The sequence below is a fragment of the Agromyces sp. NPDC055661 genome (genome assembly GCF_053618135.1).
Genome location: NZ_JBSHHC010000001.1, coordinates 1,646,811 through 1,665,767, shown reverse-complemented (window position 1 = coordinate 1,665,767; position 18,957 = coordinate 1,646,811). Strand labels below are relative to the sequence as shown.

The following is an 18,957-nucleotide window of genomic DNA, read 5'->3' as shown; positions in this document are numbered from 1 at the left end:
TTCGAACCGAGGTTCACTTGGCCGGTTGGAAGCCCCGTGCCACCTGGATGAGGAGCCGTGCCCCGAAGCCCGTCGCGCCCTTCGAACGCCAGGAGTCGTCAGCATCCGACTGCATCGTGCCCGCGATGTCGAGGTGCGCCCACGGCGTCTCGCCGACGAACTCAGCGAGGAAGAGCGCCGCGGTGGTCGCCCCGGCGTACGGGCCGCCCAGGTTCGAGATGTCCGCGACATCCGAGTCGAGCTGCTTGCGGTACTTCTTCTCGAGGGGCAGCTCCCAGACCCGCTCGTCGGTCTCGTCGGCGGCCCGCTTCACGCGGCCGACCATCGTCGGGTCGTTGCCGATGACCGCGGCGAGCGACGGGCCGAGCGCCATGAGCGCGGCACCCGTCAGCGTGGCGATGTCCACGATCGCGTCCACGCCGTCCTCGTTCGCGAGCTCGATCGCGTCCATCATGACGAGCCGCCCCTCGGCGTCGGTGTTCTTCACCTCCACCGTGCGGCCGCCGCGGGCGGTGAGCACGTCGCCGAGCTTGTACGCCGAGCCCGACGGCATGTTGTCGGTGCACATCAGCCAACCGGTCACCGTGGCCGTCGCCCTGAGGGCGCGCAGTGCGGTGAAGGTCGCCAGCACGGATGCCGCGCCGCCCATGTCCATCTTCATCAGCAGGTGCATCGGGTCTGACGGCTTCAGGCTGATGCCACCGGAGTCGTACATGATGCCCTTGCCCACGAGCCCGAGGTGCCCGCTCGACGCACCGACCGGCGTGTAGCGGAGCTTCACCATGCGGGGCTCCTCGGCACTGCCCGCGTTCACGCCGAGCAGCCCCCCGCAGCCGAGGGCGATGAGCTGCTGCCGGTCGAACACCTCGACGTCGAAGCCGAACCGTCGTCCGAGCTCCGTGGCGACGTCGGCCATGTCGACCGCCGTGAGGTGCCCGGGGGGCGTGTTCGCGAGGTCGCGGGCGATGGCGGCCGCGCGGGCGGTGACCGTTCCGACCTCGGCGCCGGTGGATGCCGCGACGTGATCGACTCCGTCGATGAGCAGCTCCACGCGCTGCAGCGGGGTGTCCTTCGGCTTCTGCTGCAGCTCGCCGTAGCGGTAGCGGGCGAGGATCGCGCCCTCCGTCAGCGCCTGCGCCGCGGCCGCGGCATCCGTCGACCCGATGTCGGGAACGCGCAGGCCGATGCGCGCGAACCGGGATGTCGCGCGCGTGAAGGCCGCGGCGGCATCACGGAGACCGGCGGTGCCGAGATCGGCGATGGCGCCCGCGCCGATGAGGACGATGAGCGGCGCGCTCGGACTGGGCAGCGCGAGCGTCGTGCCGGGCTTCGCCTCGAAACCGACCCGCGCCTGCGCCTCGCGATCGAGCGGGACACCAGCGGGCACGTCGCCGTCGCTGGTGACGACCACGCCGATCGCGTCGAGCGCGGCCTCGTCGAGCTCGCCGACCACCGCGACCCTGGGCAGCGTGTCGAGCGAGGGCGTGGCCGTGAACTCGGCGGGAATCAGCTTCTGGGGATTGCGCGTCATGCGAGCGCCTCCTTCTCGTCGACGGGGTCGATGACGTCGTCATCGTCGGGTTCGAGCTTCTCGGGCAGGTCGCCGGCGCGGCGTCCGGGCATGCGGGTCGCGGGCACGATCGCGAGCAGCGAGATCGCGCCCAGCCCGAGGAGCGAGATCTTCAGGGCCTCGAGGCGCGCCTCGGCGTTCACGAGGATGGCCGCGTCGAGCTCGGGTCCGCTGGCGCGACTCGCGAGCACCTCGGCGAGCTGCTCGTTGGTGAGGAAGTTCGCCTCGTTGAAGTTCACCTGCGCGATGAGCTCGTCCGAGATCTCGGGGTGCTCCTGCGCCCCCGAGAGGAGCAGTGACGACAGCATGCCGACCGCGAACGCGCTGGCGACCGCGATGCCGACGCTGCCCGACAGGTTGTGCACGAGTCCGCGCCAGGCACCGACGTCGCCGGCGAGCTGCTTCGGCGCGGCCGACAGCAGCGTGTTGAACACGAGCGCGACGATGGCGCCCTGGCCGAGGCCGAGCAGGATGAGGCCGGCCACGACGAAGCCCTGGCTCCACTCGCCGCGGACGGTGAACGCGAGGAGCGTCAGCGCGGAGGCCACGACGATGAAGCCCGCGGTCGCGAGCAGGCGCGGCGTGAACCGGCCGTAGAGGTAGGCGACGAACGTGGACGCCAGGAAGATCGACAGGGTGTAGGGGATGATCGAGAACGACGTCTCGATGCTCGAGCGTCCCTGCACGACCTGGATGTAGAGCGGGATGAGGAAGTTCGCCGCCGTGCCGACGAAGAGCATCGTCGCCATGCACGCGGTGACCGCCCGCTCCGAGCCGGTGGCGAGCACGCGCAGGTCGAAGATCCGGGGCCTGCCCTCGCGCCCGCGCCTGCGGAGCCAGGCGAAGAACGCCTGCCCGACGATGAGGCCGGCGATGATCAGCAGTGGCGCGGGCGAGATGCCCAGCACGTCGAACGGCGCCTGCGGGCCGGCGAGCCAGAGGCCCCACGTGGCGAGCCCGCTGAACCCGAAGCTCAGCAGGATGACGGCGACGGCGGCGAGGACCGCGCCCGTCCAGTCGATCGAGAGGTCCGGCTGCGCCGGCACCTTCTTCAGCATGAAGCTCAGCAGCAGGTTCACCAGGGCGAGGGCCGCCATCAGCACGAACGACCACCGCCAGCCGATCGTGTTCGCGAACCAGCCGGCGAGGATCAGCGCGAGCACGCCCGCCGCGGGGATGGCCGCGGCGAGGAATCCGATCGCCCTGGCCTGCTGCGGGCCGTGGTAGTTGGTGGCGATGAACACCGTGAGCGCCGGCGCGATGAGCGCGATGACCGCACCCGACGATGCTTGCGCGATGAACAGCATCGCCGGGCTCACGCTGAGCGCGACGCCGAGCATGGCGAGCCCGTGGATGGCCACGGCGATCTGGAACACGCCCCGGGTCCCGAAGCGCGACCCGACCTTCGCCCCGAGCAGGATGAACGCGGCCATGGCGAACGTGCCCGCGGTGATCGCCGTGCCGACCGACGTCGCGGGCGTGTCGAGATCGGTCGTGATGCCCGCCATCGACACGGTCAGCGCGTTCACGGCGAACGACGCCTGGATCTGCGTCAGCACCACCACGATCAGCGCGAGCCATGACGAGGCGGCCGGCATCGCCGTCGCCGTCTCGCCCGTCGTCTCGCCCGAAGATCGGGTCGGATCAGTCGCTCCGCTCATGCATGCCCCCAGGTCGCAGTCCGCAGTCGATGCATCGGCGCATCCGGACTCACTGTATTGCGGGCGAGCGCAGGCCGGAATGCCTCCGGACAGGCGGTTCGCCGGTTGGCCCCCCGAACCTTCGCCCACCGATCACCGCGACGTCGCTACCCTGAGCCCATGGACCCCGTCGTCGTCACCTTCGTGATCCTCGGGGTCGCGGTCGTGGCCTTCGTGTCGGGCCGAATCCCGCTCGCCGTCGTCGCGATCGGCGTGAGCCTCGCGCTCTGGGCCACCGGCGTGCTGAGCCTGCAGCAGTCGCTCGCGGGCTTCGGCGATCCGACCGTGCTGTTCATCGCATCGCTGTTCGTCGTGAGCGAGGGTCTGGATGCCACGGGCGTGACCGCCCGGCTCGGACGGTTCGTCGTGGCGCGGGCCGGCACGGGCCGCACGCGCGTGCTCCTCACCGTGATGGTGATCGTTGCGGTGCTCACGGCACTCATCAGCGTCAACGGCGCGGTCGCCGCGCTCCTCCCGATGGCGGTCGTCGTCGCGGTGCGCGTCGGACTGCCCCCGTCGCAGCTCCTGCTGCCGCTCGCGTTCGCCGCGCACGCGGGGTCGATGCTCGCCCTGACCGGCACGCCCGTGAACGTGATCGTCTCGGAGTTCGCGGCCGACGAGGCGGGCGGGTCGTTCGGGTACGTCGAGTTCGCCCTGGTCGGCGTTCCGCTCGTCATCGGCACCGTGCTGCTCGCGCTGGCACTCGGCCCGCGGATGCTCCCGGCGCGCACGGCCGCCGCCGTTCCCCGCGACCTGGCCGATCACGAGCGCACCCTGCTCGCCGATTACGCGGGACTCGTCGACGCCGACGGCGGCGGCCGCGCCGCGCTCATCGACGCCGAGCACGGCGTCGCCGAGGTGATGGTGCCGCCGCGCTCCGAGCTGCTCGGGCTGCGGGTCTTCCCGGGCATGCTGACGCCGAGCGGCCGCCTCGTGATCCTCGCGGTCGCTCGGAACGGTCGCGAGCTGTCGGGGCCGGACACGGCGCTGCAGGTCGGCGACGTGCTGCTGCTGCAGGGCAGCTGGGACGACCTCGAGGAGCACACCGCGGGCGACGACGTGCGCGTGGTAGACCCGCCCGCCGCCGTGCGCGGGCAGGCGGCTCCGATCGGGGTGCGCGGGTACCTCGCGATCGGCGTGCTCGCGGCGATGATCGTGCTGCTCGCGACCGGACTCGTGCCGGCGGTCGTGGCCGGCCTGCTCGCCGCCGGGGCGATGATCCTGCTGCGGGTCGTCTCGATCGGTCGCGCCTACCGGGCGATCTCCTGGACCACCGTGATCCTGGTCGCGGGGATGATCCCCATGTCGACGGCGTTCACGACCACGGGTGCCGCCGAGCTCGTCGGCACGGCGCTCGTGGATCTCGCCGGCCCGGGCGGGCCGTACGTGGTCCTCCTCGCCGTGTCCCTCCTCGTGGTCGTGCTCGGCCAGCTGATCAGCAACATGGCGACGGCGCTCATCGTGGCGCCGATCGCGATCTCGTCGGCGATGGAGCTCGGCGTCTCGGCGCGTCCCTTCCTCATGGCGCTCACGGTGGTCGCGGCGGCGGCGTTCCTCACGCCGATCGCGACACCCGTGAACCTCATGGTCATGGGCCCCGGCGCCTACCGATTCGGCGACTACGCGCGGTTCGGCTGGCCCTTCACGCTGTTGTTCCTCGTCGTCGGGGTGCTGCTGGTGCCGCTCATCTGGCCGTTCTGACGGCCATCATGGGTGGATGACCGAACGACGTGCCCTCCGCGAGCTCGCGCCGAGCGAGGCACGCGCCGAGCTCCTCGCCGCGGCGCGCGGGTTCGCGGCGCGACGTCGGCCCGCCGACCTGCTCGCGCAGTGGGCGGACGACCCGACCGTGCGGCCGAGCCACGTCGATGCTCGAACGTCGGCGCGGCTCGACGTGATCGCCCTCGAGGCGGCATCCGAGTATGAGGCGCTGCTCCTCTCGCCGGTCGCGCCGCTCGGCTCGAACTCCGTCGTGGCGCCGACGTCGCAGGACCGCACGCTCTCGACCATGCGCACGACCGAGGTCGTCTCCGATCCCACGAACGTGCTCGCGCTGGAGGCGGCGACCCGGCTGGTCGAGGACCCCGACACCGACGTGCGCCTCTGCGCAGCGCACCAGGTCCTCCGCATGCAGCCCCCGCCATCCGGCCGCGGTCGAACGCAGCACTTCCGGTTGTTCGCGCTCGCCGACGCGGGGCGCGGCCGTCCGTCCGACGGCTTCGAGGTCGACGCGGTGGTCGCGCAGCTCGCCGCCCACGATCGGCTGATCCGAGCGGCGGCCGCGACGGAGGGGTACGTTGCCGACGGGCCGACGGCGATCGTCCGCACCGACGATCGCTCTCCGGCGCTCGCGGAGCGGATCACGGCGGCGCTCGCCGTGGCCATGCCCAGGGTCGCCGTGCGCACCGAGCGGCTCTCGTCCTCGTACTACGCCGGGCTGCGCGTCGGCTTCGGCGTGCACGACGCCGCGGGCGAGTTCCTGGAGATCGTCGACCTCGGCGCGCACGACTGGGTGGCCGGACTCACGGGCAATCGCAAGCACCGCTTCGTGGCCAGCGCGATCGGCATCCAGCTGCTGCCGTTGCTCGCGCCGTAGGCTCGATGCCCATGGGAGAGGAGCGAGCGGATGCCGCGGCCGGCCGTCGCCCGAGCATCCGCGCGGTGGCCGCGCTGGCCGGCGTCTCGCCGACGACGGTGTCGCACGCGCTGAGCGGCACGCGGTCGGTGCGCGCCGAGACTCGCGAGCGGGTGGTCCGCGCCGCCGCCCTGCTCGGGTATACGCCCAATCGCCTCGCGAGCGGGCTGCGCCTGCAGCGCACCGGCGTCGTGGGCCTCGCGAGCGATCGCATCGCGACGACGCCGTTCGCCGGGCGCATCGTGCAGGGCGCGCAGGATGCCGCGCGTGAACGCGGCGTGGTGCTCATGGTGGTCGACGCCGAGGGCGATCCCGGCCTCGAGGACGCGCAGCTGCGCGCGCTGCTCGACCACCGGGTCGATGGGATCCTGCTCGCCCGGATGTCGCACCAGGAGGTCGCCCGTCCGCCGGCGCTCGGCGAGCTGCCCGCCGTGCTCGTCGACGCCGTGCCGACCGGCGGCTGGCGCGTGCCGGCGATCGCACCCGACGAGCGCGGGATCGCCGCGACGGCGGTGGCGCACCTCCTCGCCGCCGGGCATCGGCGCATCGCCTTCGCCGCGACGACCGATGACGCGCCCGCGAGTCGCGGTCGTGCCCAGGGTTTCCGCGAGGCACTCGACGCGGCCGGACTCGACGGCGGCCGGGCTTCGATCGAACGGAGCGGCAGCGACGCGCGCGGCGGACGGGAGGTCGGGCGCCGGCTCCTCGATCGACCCCCCGTGGAGCGCCCGACGGCCGTGTTCTGCTTCAACGACCAGATCGCGATGGGCGTCTACCAGGCGGCCGCGGCGCTCGGACTCGACGTGCCGCGGGACTGCTCGATCGTCGGGGTCGACGACCTCGAGATCGTGGCCGCGGCGCTCCAGCCGGGCCTCACGACGATCGCACTCCCGCACCGCGAGATGGGTCGCTGGGGCATGTCGACGCTCCTCGACCGCATCGAGGGCACGGCGGCGGATGCCGCGGAGCCGCTGCTGCTCGCGTGCGACCTCGTCGAGCGCGGCTCGGTCGCCCCGCCCGCAGGCTGAGGCTCACTCCAGCCGTTCGACGGGAGCGACCGCGAGCGGCGCGAGCCGGAGCGAGCGCAGCTCGGCGGCGCCGGCGACCGACTCGACGGACAGACCGTTCGCGCCGGGTGCTCCGAAGACGAGGCTCGAGAGCACGGCCTCCCCGTCGTTCACGAAGACCTCCACGGAGGAGGCGTCCACGATCACGTCGAGGGTCACGACGCCGTCGCGCACCGACACCGGTGCCGTGCGCACGGCACGGTAGGCGTCGGGCATGCTCGCCGCAGCAGCATCCGCGTCACGTGCGACGAACGCCGTGCCCGACCCGAAGTCGACGCCGACGGTCGCGAACGCGCCGCCGCCCTCCTTCACGCGGAACCGCACCTCCGAAGCGGGGTTCCGCCGGTCGGGCGCCACCTCGACGCGCAGTCGGTAGGCGTCGGCGTCGGGCTGGGGCAGCTCGGTGCTCGCGGCATCCGTCACCCGCTCGCCCTCGACCACCTGCGGCGGGCCCTCGAGCGCCTCGAGCGCCTCGACCGGGCTCGAGACGAGCGTCGGCCGGCCGTCGACCGTTCGGAGGGCGAGTTCGCGCACGACCGAGTCGGCGCCGCCGTGCCAGTCCTCGGTGGGCAGCTCGCCCGCATACGCCCAGTTGTTGAGCCAGCCGATCGCGTAGCGCGACGCGAGTCGCTCGTCGCCGGACCGGCGCGGGTCGTCCCAGGTGACGGCGGCGTAGAAGTCGGCGCCGCGGTCGAGCCATGACGGGTCGGCGGATGCCGCGGTGAACCGCTCGCCGTCCCACTCCCCGGTCCAGTACGCGGTGCCGGTGGTCATGCCGTGCTCGGCGCCGTTGACGCCGGCTGCGAGCACCCACGTGGTCTTCGCGGGGTCGCCGTCGAGCGACATCCGGAACAGGTCGGGGCATTCGAGCACCCCGAGGTCGTCGCGCTCGAAGCCCGAGCGGTAGGTCCAGTGCTTCAGGTCGGGCGAGGTGTAGAAGCCGACCTTGTGGCCCTCGGCGAGCGCCATGAGCCACTCGCCGCGGGTGTCGTCCCACACGATCTTGGGGTCGCGCCAGTGCGCTTCGCCCGGGTTGTCCATCACCGGGTTGCCGTCGAACGGCTCGAAGCTGTAGCCGCCGTCGGTCGAGACGAACAGCGACTGTCGCTGGACGCCCTCGTGCTGCTGGGTCATGATCGCGATGACGGCGCCGGCGCCGAAACCCGCCGTGTTCTCGGTGTCCACCACCGCACTGCCGGTCTCGATGTCGCCCAGGCCGTTCTCGTACTTCTCGATCGCGACGCCCTCCTCGCGCCAGTGCACGAGGTCGGTCGAGGTCGCGTGGTACCACTCGGTGCCGTTCCCGTCGGGGAAGTCGGCGTTGTAGAGGTAGTAGTAGTGCCAGCGGCCGTCCAGCCAGAACGGCCGCTGCGGGTCGTTCATCCAGCGCTCGGCCGGCGTGAGGTGCACGGCAGGGCGGTAGGGCGACCAGTCGGCCGGTCGCTCGAAGCGGGCGGCAGCGTCGGGGTCGGTGGAGGGTCCGGGGCCGGCTGGTGCGCGGCCGGCCGTGGGCGCGAACGCGATCGCGAGCACCACGGCGACGATCGCGATGATGGCGGCTCCGGCCGCGGCGGCCCAGGTCACGCGCAGCCGCCGCCGGCCCGGTCGCGCGGGCGCGCCGGCCTCCGGCGGGGAGCCGGGTCGGTGTGTTCGGTTCATGATCCTCCGTCGTGGTTCGCGCACCGCCACGACCAGGGCCTCGCCGGCAGGCGGTCCGTGGAAACGGGCGGCGCGCCTTCGCAGCGGTTCTGTTCGGGGAGGAGCGCAAGCGCCACTCGAGGAATCGGAGGCCACGCTAACGGTGTGCAAATCGATTTGCAAACTTCACCGAGCCGAGTGGCCGTGTGAAAGCGCGACCATCCGCGGCAGGCCGCTGATCGGGGAATTTCGATGCGAATGCAATCACTCGATCCGACCGGGTGACGACTTGACATCGTTGTCAGAATGCCCATAGGTTCCTGTGCGGGGGAAGTGCAACGCCACGTTCTCGAGGACCGATCAGGCCATGCCGAAGGTTCCGACGAAAGCGAAGAACGTGAAGACATCAGACCGTGCACCGCGCACGCTTCGTGCACGCGGTCACGCCATCCGCAGGCGCGCCGGAGTCATCCGGACGCGAGCGCCCCACCAGGACTCCCGACCGCTCGGCTGACGCCGACGGCTCGGGCAGGCACGGATGGCGGACCGCGCGTGCCGCGACCGCTCGACCACACGACCGCGACCCGCGCACGCCGCGCCGCGGCATCCGTGCCGACCTCGCCGCCACCTCGGCGGCGCCGCATCACCCATCGGAACGACCACCGCCCGCGGCGGCGTTCACCATCGAAAGGCGACGAACATGTCGACACCAACCCGGCGCATCAAGCGCCCGATCATCGGAGGCATCGTCACGGCGGGCGCCGTGGTCGCGACCCTCTTCACCGGCACGGCGGGCGCGCAGGCCGCCCCCGACGAGCTGCAGCCCGGCCCCGAGCCGACCGTGCACACGCAGGAGGCGTTCGCGCCCGAGGACGACTTCACCGCGAAGTGGACCCGGGCCGACGCACGCCAGCTCCAGCGGCTGAGCGACCCCGACGCGCCGTCGCGGGCGAACTCGATGCCGGCGGCCCTCACCATGCCGGAGGTCCCGCAGGACTTCCCCGACATGTCGAACGGGCAGGTCTGGGTCTGGGACACCTGGCCCCTGACCGACGAGGACGGCAACCAGTACAGCGTGAACGGCCAGGAGATCATCTTCTCGCTCGTGGCCGACCGCAGCCTCGGCTTCGACGACCGGCACGTCTTCGCGAAGATCGGCTACTTCTTCCGGCCCGCCGGAATCCCGGCCGACGAGCGTCCCGAGAACGGCGGCTGGACCTACGGCGGACTCGTCTTCAAGGAGGGCGTGACCGGCAAGATCTTCGACGACCAGTCGTACAGCCACCAGACCCAGTGGTCGGGCTCGGCGCGCATCTTCAAGGGCGGCGAGATCAAGCTGTTCTTCACGGATGTCGCGTTCTACCGTGACGCGGCCGGCAACAACATCAAGCCGTACGACCCGCGCATCGCGCTCTCGGTCGGCAAGGTGCACGCCAACAAGCAGGGCGTGAAGCTCACGGGCTTCGACACCGTCACCGACCTGCTGCAGGCGGACGGCACGTACTACCAGAACGGCGAGCAGAACGAGTTCTTCAACTTCCGCGACCCGTTCACCTTCGAGGACCCGGCGCACCCGGGTGAGACCTACATGGTCTTCGAGGGCAACTCGGGCATGCCCCGCGAGTCGGCGCAGTGCACGGCCGACGACCTCGGCTACCGCGAGGGCGACCCGCACGCCGAGACCGTCGAGCAGGTGAACGCCTCTGGCGCGACCTACCAGATCGGCAACATCGGCCTTGCGAAGGCGAAGAACGACGAGCTGACCGAGTGGGAGTTCCTGCCGCCGATCCTCTCGGCCAACTGCGTGACCGACCAGACGGAGCGTCCGCAGTTCATCTTCAAGGACGGCAAGTCGTACCTCTTCACCATCAGCCACCGCGGCACGTTCGCGAACGGCCTCGATGGTCCCGAGGGCGTGTACGGCTTCGTCGGCGACGGCATCCGGAGTGACTTCCAGCCGCTGAACGGCGGGTCGGGCCTGGCGCTCGGCAACCCGACGAACCTCAACTTCCTCGGCGGCCAGCCGTTCGCCCCGGACTACAACCAGCACCCGGGCCACTTCCAGGCCTACTCGCACTACGTGATGCCCGGCGGCCTGGTGCAGTCCTTCATCGACACCATCGGCACGCACGACGACTTCGTGCGTGGCGGCACCCTCGCGCCGACCGTGAAGATGGACATCGGCGTGGGCGGCGACCCGACGAGCACGGCCGTGGACTACTCCTACGGCAACGGCGGGCTCGGCGGCTGGGCCGACATCCCGGCGAACCTGAACGTCAACAACGGCGGCAAGCTGAAGTAGACGATCGAACGACGGATGCCCCGGGGGATCTCCTCCGGGGCATCCGCTCGCGCTCGTTCGGACGGTCAGGCGGTCACGGCGCTCACGGTCGTCTCGGCCTCGACCGACCCGAACGCGTAGCGGAGCGCCTCGCGTCGCGACATCCCGCGTCCGCGCTCTCGCGCGGCCTCGAACACGCCCGCGTACTCGGAGGCGAGCACGCGCTCGACGATGGGGCCCGACGTGGCGTAGGTGCGCTGGTCGACGCTGCCCGTGCGGGTGCGGAGCATGTCGGTGACGCCGAGCAGGATGCCGCCGCGCTCGACGTCGCCGAGCACGATCGCGCAGGCGGCGAGTCCGTCGACGGCGTTGACGGCGCCCTCCTCGTTGCCGATCTGCAGGGTGAGCTCGAGATGACGGGCGAAGAACTCGGGCGTGGGCTCGCCCATTGCGAGCTTGGCCCATCCGGCGTTCGTGTACTCGATCATCTCGACGAAGCGGTCGCCGATGCGTTCCGCGATCCCGATGACCTGGTGGAAGATCTCGAGCGCGTCGACCGCTCGGCCTCGCATCAGGGTGATGCTGCCGAGCTGGCCGCGGAAGAGCGCGTTGAACGTCGCATCCACGTCGGGGCCGACGAGCTCGATCGCCTTGCGCTGGAGCTCCTCTGCGCCGTCGAGGTCGGGCGCCGCGGCTGTGGCGCACGCGAGGCCCTGCACCGTGAGCGCGGCACCCTCGCCGAACCGGTCGCCCGCCGCGCGGAACAGCTCGGCCGCCTCCTGCAGTGGCCGGCGGTCCACCTCGGTGCCGCGATGCGACAGGGCGACCCACGACGAGAAGGTGATCGCGATCGCCCGGCTGCGATCGGTCAGCGGCACGCCCGTGTCGAGCAGCCGGTCCATCCAGGTCTTCGCGACCGGGAGCTGGTTGCGGATCCACCAGTAGAGGAGCACGCGCCAGATCGCGTCGGCGACGATGTCGACCTCGCCGACGGCGATGAGGTGCTTGTAGCCGGCGCGCACGTTGTCGCGCTCGGCCTGCAGCCGCTCGACGGTGGCCTGCTGGGTGAAGCCGCGCAGGAGCGGCTCGGCCTCGGCGGCGAGGCGCACGTAGTACTGCGCGTGGGCCATGCGGACCGCGTCGGCATCGGGCTCGCGCCCGAAGCGCAGGGCCGCGAGCTCGCGCACCGGCACGAGCATCGAGAAGAACGAGACGCCGGCGACATCGTGCTGCCGCAGCAGGCTGCCGTCGACGAGTTCGAGCAGCGTTCCCGGCAGGTCGACCGCCCACGGTTCCTCGCCCGCCACGGCCTCGACGGCCTCGAGGCTGAAGTCGCCCACGAACACGCCGAGCCGCACGAACAGGGCCCGGGCGAACGGTCCGAGCAGGTCGATGCTCCACTCCACGGTCGCCCGGATCGTGCGCTGGCGCTCGGGCATGTCCCGGTCGGACGTCGTCAGGATGGGGAGGACGTTGTGGAGCTTCTCGAGCATCGCGGTGGGCGTGAGCACGCGGATGCACGCCGCCGCGAGCTCGATCGCGAGCGGCACGCCGTCGAGCGCATCGCAGATGCGCGCGATGTCCTGCGCGTTCTCGTCGGTGAGGTCGAACCTCGAGTCGGCGGCGTGCGCGCGATCGACGAACAGGCGCACCGCCGGGGCGTCGCCGATCTCGTCGAGCGTCCCGCCCTCGGGGTCGTCGGGCAGCCCGAGCGGCTCGACGTCGAACACCTGCTCCCCGTGGACGCGCAGCCGCGTCCGGCTGGTGACGAGCACGGTGGCGCCCTGCAGTTCGGTGAGCAGCGCGGTGACCTCCGGTGCCGCGGCGACGACCTGCTCGAAGTTGTCGAGCACGATGAGGTCGCGCCGACCGCGTCGCGCGACGGCCAGCCGCTCGAGCGTGGGCGCCGTGCCGTCGTCGCGCACCCCGAGCTCCCGGGCGACGGCGGGCAGCACGCCCGCGCCGTCGCGCACGTTGGCGAGCGGCACGAACGTCACCCGGTCGAACCGGTCGCGGGCCTGCCGTCCGGCCTCGATGGCGAGCCGCGTCTTGCCGATGCCGCCCGGGCCGACGAGGGTGACGAGCCGGCGGGGCTCGTCGCCGCCGAGCCACTCGTGCAGCGTCATGAGGTCGGTCTCGCGGCCGAGCACCTCGTCGGGCGAGACGGGCAGGTGGTCGGCCGCGTCGTCGGACGCGCCCGAGTCGACCGCTGCCGGGTCCACGGCGTCGTCCGTCGCCGGCGCCCGCGATGCGTCGAACCGCTCGGCGAGCAGCGTCGCGAGGTCGCCCTCGATGAGCTCGGTGAGCTCCTCGGCCGTCTCGAACGTCTTGTACGAGGTCGAGTCGTCGCCGCGGATCTCCTCGACGAGCTTCGCGAGCCGTTCCTCGCGCTGCGCCGGCTGCTTCAGGTAGATGAGCTTCGGCATGTCGCGTGGCGCCAGGCGGTACTCGTCCTCGAGCCCCGAGAACTCCTCGTCGGGCGCGATCCAGCCGTACTCCTGCCAGTAGAGGCCGACGAAGACGTCGCTCTGGTCGAGGTAGGCGCGGTAGAGCTCGCGTGGCGGATGCGGCCGAGCCCCGAGCTCGAACATCACCGGGGCGAGGTGCAGCCGCTCGATCGCCGAGCGTGCGGCCCGGCGTTCGGGCTGCAGCTCCTTCAGCGTCGAGCTCACGAAGACCCGCAGGCGCTGGTCGGGCGTGCGGATGCCGCGCACCTCCGCGGCACCGCTCACCATGACGGCTCCCTCGACCACTGGGTGCATCCGCAGCGACGCCCCATGCTGCCATTGTCCGCGCGCCGGCGGCCGCCGTCCAGCACCCGGACGGGTGGCGCGCTACGCCCAGGCCTCGGCGGCGAGCTCGGGGCCGAGCGCGAGGTCGAGCACGGCGCGGCGCGGCATCCGTCGACCGCTCGTTCGCGCCGCCTCGAACTCGGCCGCCCGGTCGGACGCGAGCACCGCATCGACGAACGGCTGGTAGGTGATGTACGAGCGCTGCTCGCTGAGGCCGGTGCGTGCGCGGAGCGCCTCGGACGCGCCGAGGAAGAGGCCGGCGCGGGCGAGGTCGCCGGTCGCGCCGTCGGTCGCCGCGAGGCCCTCGAGGGCGTACGCCATGCCGTCGTCGTTGCGGAGCCGCGCCGCGAGGTCGAGGTTCCGCAGGAAGGAGGCGCGATCGGGCTCGCCGAGGGCGAGATGCGCGTACCCGATCTGCGTCAGCGCGATGCTCTCGACGAACAGGTCGCCGATTCGCGCCGCGTCGTCCCTCGCCTCCTCGAAGAACGGCAGGGACTCGGCGAACCGGCCTCGCGCGAGGTAGATCCGCCCGAGGGCACCGCGGAAGAGCGCGTCGAAGGACGGATCACTGCGCACTCCGCGGAGCTCGAGCGCGCTGCGCTGCCGTTCCTCGGCCAGCGCGAGGTCGGGCGGCTCCGCGGACATGTAGGCCAGCGCGAGCACCGTGAGCGCGAGGCCCTCGCTGAAGTCGTCCCCGAGGCCGCGGAAGATCGCCGCGCTCTCCTCGAGCGGCTCGGCGCGCACCTCGCCGTCGGTCTGCCAGAGCGGCACCCACGCCGTGAAGGCGAGGGCGATCGCGCGCGTGCGCGGGGAGAGCGGCTGCCCGGAATCGAGCATGAGGTCCATCCACGCCTTGGCCTCGGGCAGGAACCCGCGGATCCACCAGTAGAGGAGGAGGCGCCAGACCGCGTCGGCGACGGGATCCACCTCGCCGATCGCGATGAGGTGGCGGTAGGCCGCGCGCAGGTTGTCGCGTTCCGCCTCCAGCCGTCCGAGGGCGTCGATCTGGGTGCGGCCGCGCAGCAGGGGCTCGGTCTCGGCGGCGAGCCGCACGTAGTGGTCGGCATGCGCGCGGCGGACCGCCGCGGCATCCGGCTCGCCCGCGAATCGCGCCGTCGCGATCTCGCGCACCGGGGCGAGCATCGAGAAGAGCGGCATGCCCGCGTCGGCGTGCTGGCGCAGGAGGCTGCTGTCGACGAGCGTGAGCAACGTGCCGAGCAGGTCGGTCGCGAAGGGCGCGCCGGCCGTGACCGCCTCGACCGCGTCGAGGCCGAAGTCGCCGGCGAACACCCCGAGCCGGGCGAAGAGCTCGCGGGGTTCGGGCTCGAGCAGGTCGATGCTCCACTCGACCGTGGCCTGGATGGTGCGCTGCCGCTCGGGCACGTCGCGCGCCGCGTTCACGAGCAGCGGCAGCATCTGGTCGAGCTTCGCGAGCATGGCCGCCGGGGTGAGCGCCCGGATGCACGCGGCTGCGAGCTCGATCGCGAGCGGCACGCCCTCGAGCGCGCGGCAGATGCGCGCGACGTCCGCCGAGTTCGCCGGCGTGACCTCGAAGCGTGGATCGGCCGACTGCGCCCGATCGCGGAACAGCTGCACGGCCGGCGACGCGAGCACGTCCTCCACGGTCGCCTGGGCGTACTCGTCGGGCAGCGCGAGCGGTTCGACGTCGAACACGCGCTCGCCGCGGACGCGCAGGCGCGAGCGGCTCGTCACGAGGAAGGTCGCGCCGGGCACGTCGTTGAGCAGCGACACGACGTCGGTCGCGGCGTCGAGCACCTGCTCGAAGTTGTCGAGCACGATGAGGTCGCGCCGCCCCGCCCGCGCGACGCCGAGCTGCTCCGAGAGCGGCCGATCGCCCGTGTCGCGCACGCCGAGGGCGCGGGCGATGGCCGGCAGCACCTCGCCGGCGTCGCGGAGGTGCTCGAGCGTCACGAAGGTCACCCGGTCGAAGCCCGCGCCGACGCCGTGCGCGATCTCGATCGCGAGGCGGCTCTTGCCGATGCCGCCGGGGCCGACGAGGGTCACGAGCCGCGTCGCGTCGTCGCCCACCCAGTCGAGCAGCGTCGCGAGCTCGCGATCCCGTCCGACCGCGTCGGTGAACGGCGCGGGCAGGCGGCTCGGTGTCTCCTGCGCCGGCGCCTGGGCGGAGGCCGGCGCCGCGGTCGCGGGAGCGCGCGAGGCGTCGAAGCGCTCGGCGAGGAGCGTCGCGAGGTCGGCCTCGACGAGCTCGGCGAGCTCGGCGGCATCCGTGAAGGGCTTGTAGGAGGCACGGTCGTCGTCGCGGATGCGGGTGAGGAGGCCGTTCAGGCGCGCCTCGCGGTCGGCCGCCTGCTTCACGTAGATGAGCCGGGGCATGTCGCGCGGCGCGAGTCGCCACTCGTCCTCGAGGCCCGAGATCTCCTCGCCGGGGGCGATCCAGCCGTACTCGCGCCAGTAGACGCCGACGAAGACGTCGCTCTGGTCGAGGTAGGCGCGGTAGAGCTCGCGCGGCGGGTGCGGGCGGGCGCCGAGCTCGAACATGACGGGTGCGAGCCGAAGGCGTTCGATCGCGGCGCGTGCTGCCCGGCGTTCGGGCTCCAGCTCCTTCAGCGTGGAGCTCACGAACACCCGCAGGCGCTGGTCGGGCGTGCGGATCGGGGCGTCCGAGGGCGGGCTCATGCTGGCCGCTTCTGGCCGAGTGCGAGCGCGATGGCGGCCCGCCGCGGCATCCGACGGCCCCGTGCTCGGCCCGTCTCGAAGGCGTCGGAGTGGTCACCCTCGAGCACCTGGGCGATGATCTGCTGGTAGGTCACGATCGAGCGCTGGTCGCTGAGGCCCGTGCGTGCGCGCATGGCGTCGGCGATGCCGAGCATGACGCCCGCGCGATCGAAGTCGCCGAGGGCCGCGGATGCCGCAGCGAGCCCCTCGAGGCCGTACGCGCCGCCGTCCTCGCTGTTGAGCCCGTACGCGAGCTCGAGGCTGCGCGCGAACGCTTCGGGCCTCGGATCCCCGAGCACCAGGTGCGCCCAGCCGAACTGGTTCACCGCGATGCTCTCGATGAACGGATCGCCGATGCGTGCCGCGTCGTCCCACGCCGCCTCGAGGATTCGCGCGGCGTCGGCGGCATCGCCGCGCATGAGTCGGATGCGCCCGAGCGAGGCGCGGAAGAGTGCGTCGTACGGCCCGTCGCTGCGGATCGCCTCGAGCTCGAGCGCCGAACGCACCCGCGCCTCCGCCCGTTCGAGGTCGGGCGGCAGGATCGACAGGTACACGAGCGAGAGGATGGCGAGGGAGAGCCCCTCGCTGAGCTCGTCGCCGTCCTCCCGGAACAGGGCGACGCTCTCCTCCATCGGCTCGGCGCGCAGCTCGCCGTCGGCCTGCCACAGCGACACCCACGAGGAGAAGGTCATCGCGATCGCCCGCGTGCGTCCCGAGAGGGGCACGTCGGACTCGAGGATCGCCGTCATCCACGCCTTCGCCTCGGGGAGCATGTTGCGGATCCACCAGTAGAACAGGAGCCGCCAGACCGCGTCGGCGACCGGCTCGACGTCGCCGATCGCGATGAGGTGGCGATACCCGGCGCGGAGGTCGTCCTGCTCGGCCTCCAGGCGCTCGAGGGCCGCGGCCTGCGTCGCGCCGCGCAGTCGCGGCTCGATGGCGGCGGCGAGGCGGACGTAGTGGTCGGCGTGCGCGCGGCGCACCGCCGGGGCATCCGGGTCGAGCTCGAAGCGAGCCGCGGCGACCTCGCGCACCGGCACGAGCATCGTGAAGAGCGAGGTGCCCGCCTCGTCGTGCTGGCGGAGCAGGCTCCCGTCGACGAGCTCGAGCAGCGTGCCCAGCAGGTCGCTCGCCCACGGCTCGCCCTCGGTGACCGACTCGACGGCGTCGAGGCTGAAGTCGCCGGCGAACACGCCGAGGCGCGCGAACAGCGCCTCCGCCTCGGGTCCGAGCAGCTCGACGCTCCACTCGACCGTGGCGCGGATCGTGCGCTGGCGCTCGGGCACGTCGCGTGCCGAGGTGACGAGCAGCGGCAGCATCCGGTCGAGTCGCGCGAGCATCGCGGCCGGCGTGAGAGCCCGGATGCGGGCGGACGCGAGCTCGATCGCGAGCGGCACGCCCTCGAGCGCGCGGCAGATCCGCGCGACATCCCCGGCGTTCTCGGCCGTGACCTCGAACCGCGCGTCGGCGGCCTGCGCGCGGTCGAGGAAGAGCTGCACGGCGGGCGCCTCGAGGATCGCGTCCACGTCGTCGAGCATCGGGTCGGGCGGAAGCCCGAGCGGGTCGACGTCGAACACCTGCTCGCCGCGGATGCGGAGCCGGGCGCGGCTCGTCACGAGGAACGACGCGTCGGGCAGGTCGGTGAGGAGGGCGGCGACGTCGGGGGCGGCGTCGAGCACCTGCTCGAAGTTGTCGAGCACGACGAGGTCGTGCCGGCCCGCACGCGCGACGCCGAGCTGCTCGCTCAGGGGCCGCTCGTCGGTGTCGCGCAGCCCGAGCGCCCGCGCGACGGTCGGCAGCACGTCGGCCGGGTCGCGCACCTGGGCGAGCGGCACGAACGTGACCCGGTCGAAGGGCGCGCCGACGCTGCGCGCGACCTCGATCGCGAGCCGGCTCTTGCCGATGCCGCCGGGTCCGACGAGGGTCACCAGGCGGTGCGCGTCGTCGCCGAGCCATTCGAGCAGCGTCGCGACCTCGCGTTCGCGACCGACCGCGTCGGTGTAGGGCGCGGGCAGGCGAGTCGTGGGTGCGGGCTCCGCCGCGGTCTCGGTGGCGGTCTCCGTCGCATCCCGACCCGGTGACGGATGCCGCGACGCGTCGAAGCGCTCGGCGAGCAGCGTCGCGAGGTCGGCCTCGACGAGCCCGGCGAGCTCCGCGGCATCCGTGAACGGCGTGTACGAGGTCGAGCCGGCATCTCGGATGCGGGTCAGGAGCTCCGCCAGTCGCGGCTCGCGCTCGGCGGGCTGCTTCACGTAGACGAGCCGCGGCATGTTGCGCGCCGCCAGCCGCCACTCGTCCTCGAGGCCCGAGACCTCCTCGCCGGGCGCGACCCAGCCGTACTGCTGCCAGTAGAGGCCGACGAAGACGTCGCTCTGCTCCAGGTAGGCGCGATAGAGCTCGCGAGGAGGGTGGGGCCGCGCGCCGAGCTCGAACATGACGGGCGCGAGGCGCAGCCGCTCGATCGCGGCGCGGGCGGCTCGGCGCTCGGGCTCGAGCTCCTTCAGCGTCGAGCTCACGAAGACCCGCAGCCGCTGGTCGGGCGTGCGGATCCCTGCCGAGCCGGGTGGGCCGCTCATG

General features: G+C 72.5%; 10 protein-coding genes. 4 read left to right on the top strand and 6 right to left on the bottom strand.

Features of this window, described 5'->3' with window-relative positions:
* Positions 1-13: 13 nt before the first annotated feature.
* Together ACWGO8_RS07515 and ACWGO8_RS07510 are read right to left on the bottom strand one after the other, a co-directional pair.
* Complete coding sequence (locus ACWGO8_RS07515; RefSeq protein ID WP_452042467.1) at positions 14-1,531, bottom strand: leucyl aminopeptidase; 1,518 nt, start codon at positions 1,529-1,531, stop codon at positions 14-16.
* Positions 1,528-3,231, bottom strand: coding sequence for an MFS transporter (locus tag ACWGO8_RS07510; RefSeq protein WP_452042466.1), 1,704 nt, complete (start codon positions 3,229-3,231; stop codon positions 1,528-1,530). The genes ACWGO8_RS07515 and ACWGO8_RS07510 overlap by 4 nt, the downstream gene beginning before the upstream one ends.
* Positions 3,232-3,390: 159 nt before the next feature.
* Here ACWGO8_RS07510 and ACWGO8_RS07505 point away from each other — a divergent pair, with 159 nt between their 5' ends.
* From ACWGO8_RS07505 to ACWGO8_RS07495, 3 genes are read left to right on the top strand one after another with little or no spacing between them, the layout of a single operon-like run.
* Entirely contained in the window at positions 3,391-4,971 is a 1,581-nt protein-coding gene (locus ACWGO8_RS07505; RefSeq protein WP_452042465.1) for an SLC13 family permease, read from the top strand.
* A gap of 16 nt (positions 4,972-4,987) precedes the next feature.
* Positions 4,988-5,866 (top strand): hypothetical protein, encoded by an 879-nt coding sequence (locus tag ACWGO8_RS07500; RefSeq protein WP_452042464.1) that lies wholly within the window; start codon positions 4,988-4,990, stop codon positions 5,864-5,866.
* Positions 5,867-5,877: 11 nt separating this feature from the next.
* On the top strand, positions 5,878-6,933 hold the full coding sequence (locus ACWGO8_RS07495; RefSeq protein ID WP_452042463.1) for a LacI family DNA-binding transcriptional regulator: 1,056 nt from the start codon (positions 5,878-5,880) through the stop codon (positions 6,931-6,933).
* A 3-nt stretch (positions 6,934-6,936) separates the two neighbouring features.
* On the opposite strand, the gene ACWGO8_RS07490 is transcribed toward ACWGO8_RS07495, so the two are convergent.
* Positions 6,937-8,556 (bottom strand): glycoside hydrolase family 32 protein, encoded by a 1,620-nt coding sequence (locus ACWGO8_RS07490; protein ID WP_452042462.1) that lies wholly within the window; start codon positions 8,554-8,556, stop codon positions 6,937-6,939.
* Positions 8,557-9,310: 754 nt separating this feature from the next.
* Here ACWGO8_RS07490 and ACWGO8_RS07485 point away from each other — a divergent pair.
* On the top strand, positions 9,311-10,912 hold the full coding sequence (locus ACWGO8_RS07485) for a glycoside hydrolase family 68 protein (protein ID WP_452042461.1): 1,602 nt from the start codon (positions 9,311-9,313) through the stop codon (positions 10,910-10,912).
* Positions 10,913-10,977: 65 nt separating this feature from the next.
* Here the strand turns inward: ACWGO8_RS07485 and ACWGO8_RS07480 are convergent, their stop codons facing one another.
* The 3 genes from ACWGO8_RS07480 to ACWGO8_RS07470 all read right to left on the bottom strand — a co-directional run bounded on the left by ACWGO8_RS07480 (position 10,978) and on the right by ACWGO8_RS07470 (position 18,956).
* Positions 10,978-13,644: an ATP-binding protein gene (locus ACWGO8_RS07480; protein WP_452042460.1), complete on the bottom strand. Its 2,667-nt coding sequence runs from the start codon at positions 13,642-13,644 to the stop codon at positions 10,978-10,980.
* Positions 13,645-13,725: 81 nt separating this feature from the next.
* Positions 13,726-16,341, bottom strand: a complete 2,616-nt coding sequence (locus ACWGO8_RS07475) for a DUF4062 domain-containing protein (protein ID WP_452042459.1) — start codon at positions 16,339-16,341, stop codon at positions 13,726-13,728.
* On the bottom strand, positions 16,338-18,956 hold the full coding sequence (locus ACWGO8_RS07470) for an ATP-binding protein (protein WP_452042458.1): 2,619 nt from the start codon (positions 18,954-18,956) through the stop codon (positions 16,338-16,340). Before ACWGO8_RS07470 ends, ACWGO8_RS07475 begins: the two co-directional genes overlap by 4 nt.
* Position 18,957 lies beyond the last annotated feature (1 nt).